This window comes from Ligilactobacillus hayakitensis DSM 18933 = JCM 14209 (assembly GCF_000615845.1).
Classification (GTDB): domain Bacteria; phylum Bacillota; class Bacilli; order Lactobacillales; family Lactobacillaceae; genus Ligilactobacillus; species Ligilactobacillus hayakitensis.
The window spans coordinates 21,232-27,974 of sequence record NZ_BAML01000018.1 but is presented as its reverse complement, the minus strand read 5'-3'; the positions used below and the strand labels follow the sequence as shown (position 1 = coordinate 27,974).

The 6,743-nt window shown below is 34.0% G+C and carries 4 protein-coding genes, 2 tRNA genes and 2 pseudogenes; 7 read left to right on the top strand and 1 reads right to left on the bottom strand.

Annotated features, from left to right (window positions below; translation table 11 throughout):
* Window positions 1–203 precede the first annotated feature (203 nt).
* The 5 genes and pseudogenes from JCM14209_RS05970 to JCM14209_RS09235 all read left to right on the top strand — a co-directional run bounded on the left by JCM14209_RS05970 (window position 204) and on the right by JCM14209_RS09235 (window position 3,501).
* On the top strand, window positions 204–1,673 hold the full coding sequence (locus JCM14209_RS05970; protein ID WP_025022636.1) for a peptide MFS transporter: 1,470 nt from the start codon (window positions 204–206) through the stop codon (window positions 1,671–1,673).
* A 91-nt stretch (window positions 1,674–1,764) separates the two neighbouring features.
* Window positions 1,765–1,850: transfer RNA gene (locus tag JCM14209_RS05965), tRNA-Tyr, on the top strand.
* Window positions 1,851–1,854: 4 nt separating this feature from the next.
* Window positions 1,855–1,926 (top strand) — tRNA-Gln (locus JCM14209_RS05960).
* Window positions 1,927–1,996: 70 nt separating this feature from the next.
* Window positions 1,997–2,804: pseudogene (gene proC, locus JCM14209_RS09240) on the top strand (pyrroline-5-carboxylate reductase).
* Window positions 2,805–3,501 (top strand): annotated as a pseudogene (locus tag JCM14209_RS09235) (GntR family transcriptional regulator).
* Between the two features lie 47 nt (window positions 3,502–3,548).
* Here JCM14209_RS09235 and JCM14209_RS05945 read toward each other — a convergent pair.
* On the bottom strand, window positions 3,549–4,277 hold the full coding sequence (locus JCM14209_RS05945) for a WecB/TagA/CpsF family glycosyltransferase (RefSeq protein WP_025022635.1): 729 nt from the start codon (window positions 4,275–4,277) through the stop codon (window positions 3,549–3,551).
* Between the two features lie 152 nt (window positions 4,278–4,429).
* Between JCM14209_RS05945 and JCM14209_RS05940 the strand changes: the two genes are divergently transcribed.
* Together JCM14209_RS05940 and nadE are read left to right on the top strand one after the other, a co-directional pair.
* A complete protein-coding gene (locus JCM14209_RS05940) occupies window positions 4,430–5,884 on the top strand; it encodes a nicotinate phosphoribosyltransferase (protein WP_025022634.1) in 1,455 nt (484 codons plus the stop codon).
* Window positions 5,885–5,910: 26 nt separating this feature from the next.
* The gene (gene nadE / locus JCM14209_RS05935) at window positions 5,911–6,738 is read left to right on the top strand and encodes an NAD(+) synthase (RefSeq protein ID WP_025022633.1); all 828 of its coding nucleotides are present in this window, start codon (window positions 5,911–5,913) and stop codon (window positions 6,736–6,738) included.
* Window positions 6,739–6,743 lie beyond the last annotated feature (5 nt).

Sequence of the window (6,743 nt, the reverse complement as noted above, 5' to 3'; positions counted from 1 at the left end):
GCGAGGGTAGGAAGTCGCTATGCAACTGAGGATGTATATAAATACATCCTCTTTTTTATTACAATTAAAAATCCGATAAAATAGGGGCATAATTTGACTGTTATAAGATTTTAAATTATAATGAAAAGGTATACATTCTATTTATGCAAAAATAATGTATATATATTGATTGACAAATGTCAATGTAGTTTGGAGGAATTTATATGAATGGAGATGCAAAGGATACGGCATTCTTTGGGCATCCAAGGGGTTTATCAACCCTGTTCTTTACTGAAATGTGGGAACGTTTCAGTTACTACGGGATGCGTGCAATCTTGTTATACTACATGTATTATTCAGTTACCAAAGGTGGACTGGGTATGGACAAGACAACTGCAGCATCAATTATGGCAATTTACGGTTCACTTGTGTATCTTTCAAGTGTTCTTGGTGGATTTATTAGTGACCGTATCTTAGGAAGTCGAAAAACGGTATTTATTGGTGGAATTTTGATTATGCTCGGGCACATTGCTCTATCTACACCGTTTGGTCAAGCCGCACTTTTAATTTCAATTATTTTAATTGTTTTAGGTACCGGGTTATTGAAGCCAAATGTCTCAGAAATGGTAGGGGCCCTTTATTCGGATGACGATCCACGTATTGATGCAGGATTTAATATTTTTGTTTTCGGTATTAATATGGGGGCGTTTATTGCACCAATTTTAGTTGGTCAAGTTGGGATGAAAATTAATTTTCATCTTGGTTTTTCATTAGCTGCCATCGGGATGTTCTTTGGATTAATTCAATATTGGGTTGATGGTAAGAAATATCTTTCAAAAGATAGTTTATATCCTACTGATCCAATTGATCCGAGTGAACTTAAAGGTATTTCAATTAAAACAATTATTGGTCTTGTAGCATTGGTATTAGTACTTGTCATTATGCAATTATTCAATGCTTTGAATATCACAAATGTTATTAACTTGATTTCAATTATTGCTGTGTTAATTCCTATTTACTATTTCATTACAATGTTAAGCAGTACCAAGATTTCAACTGATGAACGTTCTAAAGTTTGGGCTTATGTTCCATTATTTATTGCTTCAGTTTTATTCTGGTCAATTGAAGAACAAGGGTCAGTTGTGTTAGCATTATTTGCTAGTGATCAAACACGTTTATCATTATTTGGAATTGGTTTTGAACCAAGTTTATTCCAAAGTATGAATCCATTGTTTATTATGTTATATGTCCCTATTTTTGCCTGGTTATGGGTTAAATTAGGAAAGAGACAACCTTCATCACCAGTTAAATTCTCTTATGGGCTATTCTTTGCTGGATTATCATTCTTATGGATGGCAATCCCTGTTATCTTATTTGGAACAGATGCAAAAGTAAGTCCATTATGGTTAATTATGAGTTGGGCCTTAGTAATTATTGGGGAAATGTTAATTTCACCAATCGGATTATCAGTAACATCTAAATTAGCTCCAAAAGCATTCCAATCACAAATGATGAGTATGTGGTTCCTTGGTAATGCTGCAGCTCAAGCTATTAACGCCCAAATCGTTAAATTATATACTGCAAATACAGAGGTTGCCTACTACAGTATTGTAGGTTTAATTACAATTTTATTTGGTATTTTATTACTATTTTTATCACCAAAAATTAAGAAATTAATGGTTGGCGTAAATTAATTTTCTAAGCACGTAAAATTTTATAATTTTATGTGCTTTTTTACTTGCAAAACACAATAAAATCATGTATATTATACATTGTAATATTTATGGAAGGGTAGCGAAGTCTGGCTAAACGCGGCGGACTGTAAATCCGCTCCTTCGGGTTCGGTGGTTCGAATCCACTCCCTTCCACCATTATTGGGGTATAGCCAAGCGGTAAGGCAACGGTTTTTGGTACCGTCATGCGCTGGTTCGAATCCAGCTACCCCAACTACTTTAGACTGGGTGTCATCCCAGTCTTTTTTTGTAACTTAATTTAAAAATCCAAAGGGGATAGAAATATGAAAATCGGTTTTATTGGTGTAGGCAACATGGCCAAGGCAATAATTCAAGGATTATTAAATGCTGGCTTTAAGGGAAAGAATATTTTTATTCATAGCAAGCATAAAGAAAATTACCAAGAATATGCTAATCAATTCGGCTTAAATAGCTGTGATTCTAATGCTGAAGTGATAAAGAATACGGAATATACATTTTTAGCAGTTAAGCCCAGTATTTTAGATGAGGTACTGTTAGAAATTAAAGATCAACTTAAAATTAAACCAATTAATTTGATTTCAGTAGTGACGGGTGTAAGTCTTAGTAAAATTGAGCAAAAATTAGACGGCATTAAAGTTCCGCTAATTCGAACTATGCCTAATGTTAATGTTGAAATTAATCAAGGAATGACGGCATTGTGCGCGAATGATAATACCACAACTGAGATTTTTAGCGATGTGAAAAAGTTATTTGAATTTCTAGGAGAAATCACGGTTCTAGAAGAAAAGGATTTTAGTACCTTTGTCGCATTGGCTGGAAGTTCACCAGCTTTTGTTTACTTCTTTATTGATTCATTGTCTCGAGCTGGTGTTAAGTATGGAATCAATAAAAAAGAGGCAACAAAAAATTGTCACGCAAGCTGTTTTAGGAAGCGCTGCGAAAATTTTAAAATCAAATAAGAACCCATGGGAATTAGTTGATGAAGTTTCGTCACCAGGCGGATCAACGGTTGTAGGGGTTTTAGCGATGGAAGAAGCTGGTTTTATGACATCAATTATCAAAGGTGTTGATGCCACAATAAAAAAAGATAAAGGATTAGAGGAAAAATAGATGGAATCGCCTGTTTATATTCAAATACATAATCATATAAAAAAAGATATTGAATCGGGCAGATGGAAAATAGGAGAAAAAATTCCACCTGAAAGAGAACTTTCAAAAGCTTTTGGCGTGAGTCGAATGACTTTACGCCAAGCAATTCAAACGCTTGTAGATGAAGGAATCTTAGAACGTAAAGTGGGGTCAGGGACATTTGTCGCACGAAAAAAAGTTCAAGAAAAAATGATAGGAATAACCAGTTTTACTGAAATAACCGAATCACAAGGAAAAACGCCAACAAGTAAAACAGTTTCTTATCTTGTAACTACACCTTCATTAAGTGAAAGTGAGGCATTGTCTTTAAGTGACCAACAAAAAGTTTTACGGATGGAACGTATTCGGTATGCTGATAAATTGCCGATTTGTTTTGAAGTGGCTACGGTACCATATGATTTGGTAAGTCAATTTGAAAAATCTGAAATCACCTCATCTCTTTATAAAACTTTAGAAAAGAACGGCTTTGAAATCGGCCATGCACAACAGACTGTGTCGGCAATGTTAGCGTCTGAACGGATTGCGGATTTTTAAATTTAAAAAAGGGGAAGCAATTCTAAGATTACGCCAAATTACGGAGTTAAAAGATGGACAGCCGTTTGAATACGTTCGAACTCAATATGCTGGTGAAAGATATGAATTTTATTTAGAAAAATAAAAGACTTGATAATCAAACATTTTGAAACGTTTGGTTATCAAGTCTTTTTATCGTTTAAAAAATTTTTTTCGATAAACTAAAAGTAAATATTTTGGCAATGCCATCATTCGCCCAATTCTTGAGGGTTCTTGGATCAAACGGTAAAGCCATTCGATATGGTGTTTTTGCCAAAAAACTGGCGCACGCTTGCTCATTCCAGCTAGTACATCAAAGCTGCCACCAACTCCCATCCAAATTGCAGGAGCTAAATTTTTATTTTTAGCAATAAAATATTCTTGTTTTGGAAATCCAAGCGCTGCAAAAACAAAGTCAGGTTGGCTTGATGCAATAGCAGATGTTATGTGATGATCGTCTTTAAAATATCCATCATATGCGCCCACAATCTTGATATTGGGAAAATCATTTTTAATATTTACTTGAACTTGTGAGATAACTTCTGGTTTAGCTCCAACAAGAAAAATTTTTTTGGAGTACTTGTTAGCAAAATTTAATAAAGAAATTAAAGTATCATAACCAGTTACTCGTTCTGGTAAGGGGGTTTTTAAAATGCTTCCACCAATGATAATTCCGATTCCATCAGCAATGACATAATCAGCTTGTTTAATAGTTTTTTGATATTCTTTATCTTTACGAGCAGCAAGGACAATTTCGGGATTAGCAGTAACAACAAATCGATTTTGGTGGTGTAAACTATCTTTTTTTAATTGTTCAATAAATTCATGATTTGTTGTTGATAGAAAATTAATCCCTAAAATATCTACAGTTGATTTTTTCATTAAATAAACTCTCTTTCATCGAATATCGGTAATTTCATTATACCTTAATTTTTGATGGATATGACAAGGTTTGCAAAAAGTGATAAAATCAAATTTGAAATTCAAAATGATATATGATTATATAAATATTATTTTGAAGAGGGAGGAAAAAGATGGGAAAAACATTTCCTGATGATAGTTACACACTACATACAGACTTATATCAGTTAAATATGATGGAAACATACTGGCGCAAAGGTATAGATCAAAGAAAAGCGATTTTTGAAGTATACTTTAGAAAATTACCATTTGAAAATGGATATGCTATTTTTGCAGGTTTACAAAGAATTATTAATTATATTAATAATCTTCATTTTACCGAAAATGATTTAGAATATTTGGAAACAGAAGTTGGCTATAATGCGGATTTTATTGATTATTTACGTAATTTTAAATTTACCGCTACTTTACGTGCTGTTTCAGAAGGTGAAGTAGTATTTAATAATGAACCGCTTATTCAAGTTGAAGGTCCATTGGTAGATTGTCAATTAGTAGAAACTGCACTGCTAAACATGGTTAATTATCAAACCTTAATTGCAACTAAGGCAGCGAGAATGCGTTCTGTTGTAAATAACGATACTTTATTAGAATTTGGAACTAGACGCGCTCAAGAAACAGATGCTGCACTTTGGGGAACGCGTGCAGCTTATATTGGTGGTTTTGATGCTACAAGTAATGTACGTGCTGGTAAAATTTTTGGGATTCCTGTCAGTGGAACTCACGCCCATGCACTAGTGCAAGCATATCGTAATGATTATGAAGCTTTCAAAGCCTATGCTGAGACTCATCGTGATTGTGTATTTTTAGTGGATACATTTGATACTTTAAAAAGTGGGGTTCCTACAGCTATTCGAGTAGCAAAAGAAATGGGAGATAAAATTAATTTTGTGGGAGTTCGAATTGACTCTGGTGATATGGCATATATTTCTAAGAGAGTTCGTGAACAACTTGATGAAGCTGGCTTTACTGATGCAAAAATTTTTGCTTCCAATGATTTAGACGAAAAAACCATTACAAACTTGAAGATGCAAGGAGCTAAGATTGATTCTTGGGGTGTGGGAACAAAACTTATTACAGCCTTCGATCAACCTGCTTTAGGTGCTGTTTATAAAATGGTTGCAATTGAAGATGAAAATGGCATTATGGAAGACACGATTAAAATTTCAAGTAATGCAGAAAAAGTCTCAACTCCAGGTAAAAAACAAGTCTGGCGTATTACCCGCAAATCCGATGGTAAATCTGAAGGAGACTACATTGCTTTATGGGATGAAAATCCAAGATTGGAAAAAGAATTATACATGTTTCACCCACAATATACGTATATTAATAAAACGTTGCAAGATTTTGATGCGCGTCCAATTCTTCAAGATATTTTTGTTCAGGGAAAACAAGTATATATTTCACCGACGATTGATGAGATTAAAAAGTATGCTCATGATAATTTAGATAGTCTTTGGGAAGAATATAAGCGTGACTTGAATCCCCAAGAATACCCTGTTGATTTATCACAAAAATGTTATGACAATAAGATGAAGATAATTCATGATATTCATGGAAAAATTAACTAAAAAACAATTTAAAGAAGGTAATAAACATGCGTCCTTTGCAAGCAGAAATTATTGCAGAACTAAAGGTAAAGCCAAAAATTAATCCAGAAGAAGAAATTCGTCGTTCAGTAGAATTTTTAAAAGATTATTTGAAAAAACATCCATTCCTTAAAACACTTGTCTTGGGAATTTCAGGCGGACAAGATTCTACTTTAGCAGGAAAGTTATCGCAAATGGCAATTAGTGAACTTCGCCAAGAAACTGGGGATGATTCTTATCAATTTATTGCAGTACGTTTACCATATGGAAATCAAGCTGATGAACAAGATGCGATGGATGCCATTGAATTTATGCAAGCTGATAAAGTAGTTCGAATCAATATTAAACCAGCTGCAGATGCGATGGTTGCAAGCATTGAAGAAAATGATATTTCCGTAAGTGATTTCAATAAAGGAAATATCAAGGCACGCCAAAGAATGATTGCTCAATATGGGGTTGCAGGAGCAACAAGTGGGGCAGTTGTAGGAACTGATCACGCTGCTGAAGCAATTACTGGTTTTTATACTAAATTTGGTGATGGTGGTGCTGATGTGACTCCGTTATGGAGATTAGATAAGCGTCAAGGAAGACAAATGTTAGAAGTATTAAATGCACCGAAACATTTGTATGAAAAAACACCAACTGCTGATTTAGAAGAAAAAAGACCGGCATTACCAGATGAAGTGGCATTAGGAGTAACATATCAAGATATTGATAACTATCTTGAAGGACTCGAAATTAGTGAAGATGCAGCTTTAAAACTCGAAGCATGGTTTAATAAAACAAAGCATAAACGTCATTTACCAATTACAGTTTATGATGAATTTTGGAAATAAAAATA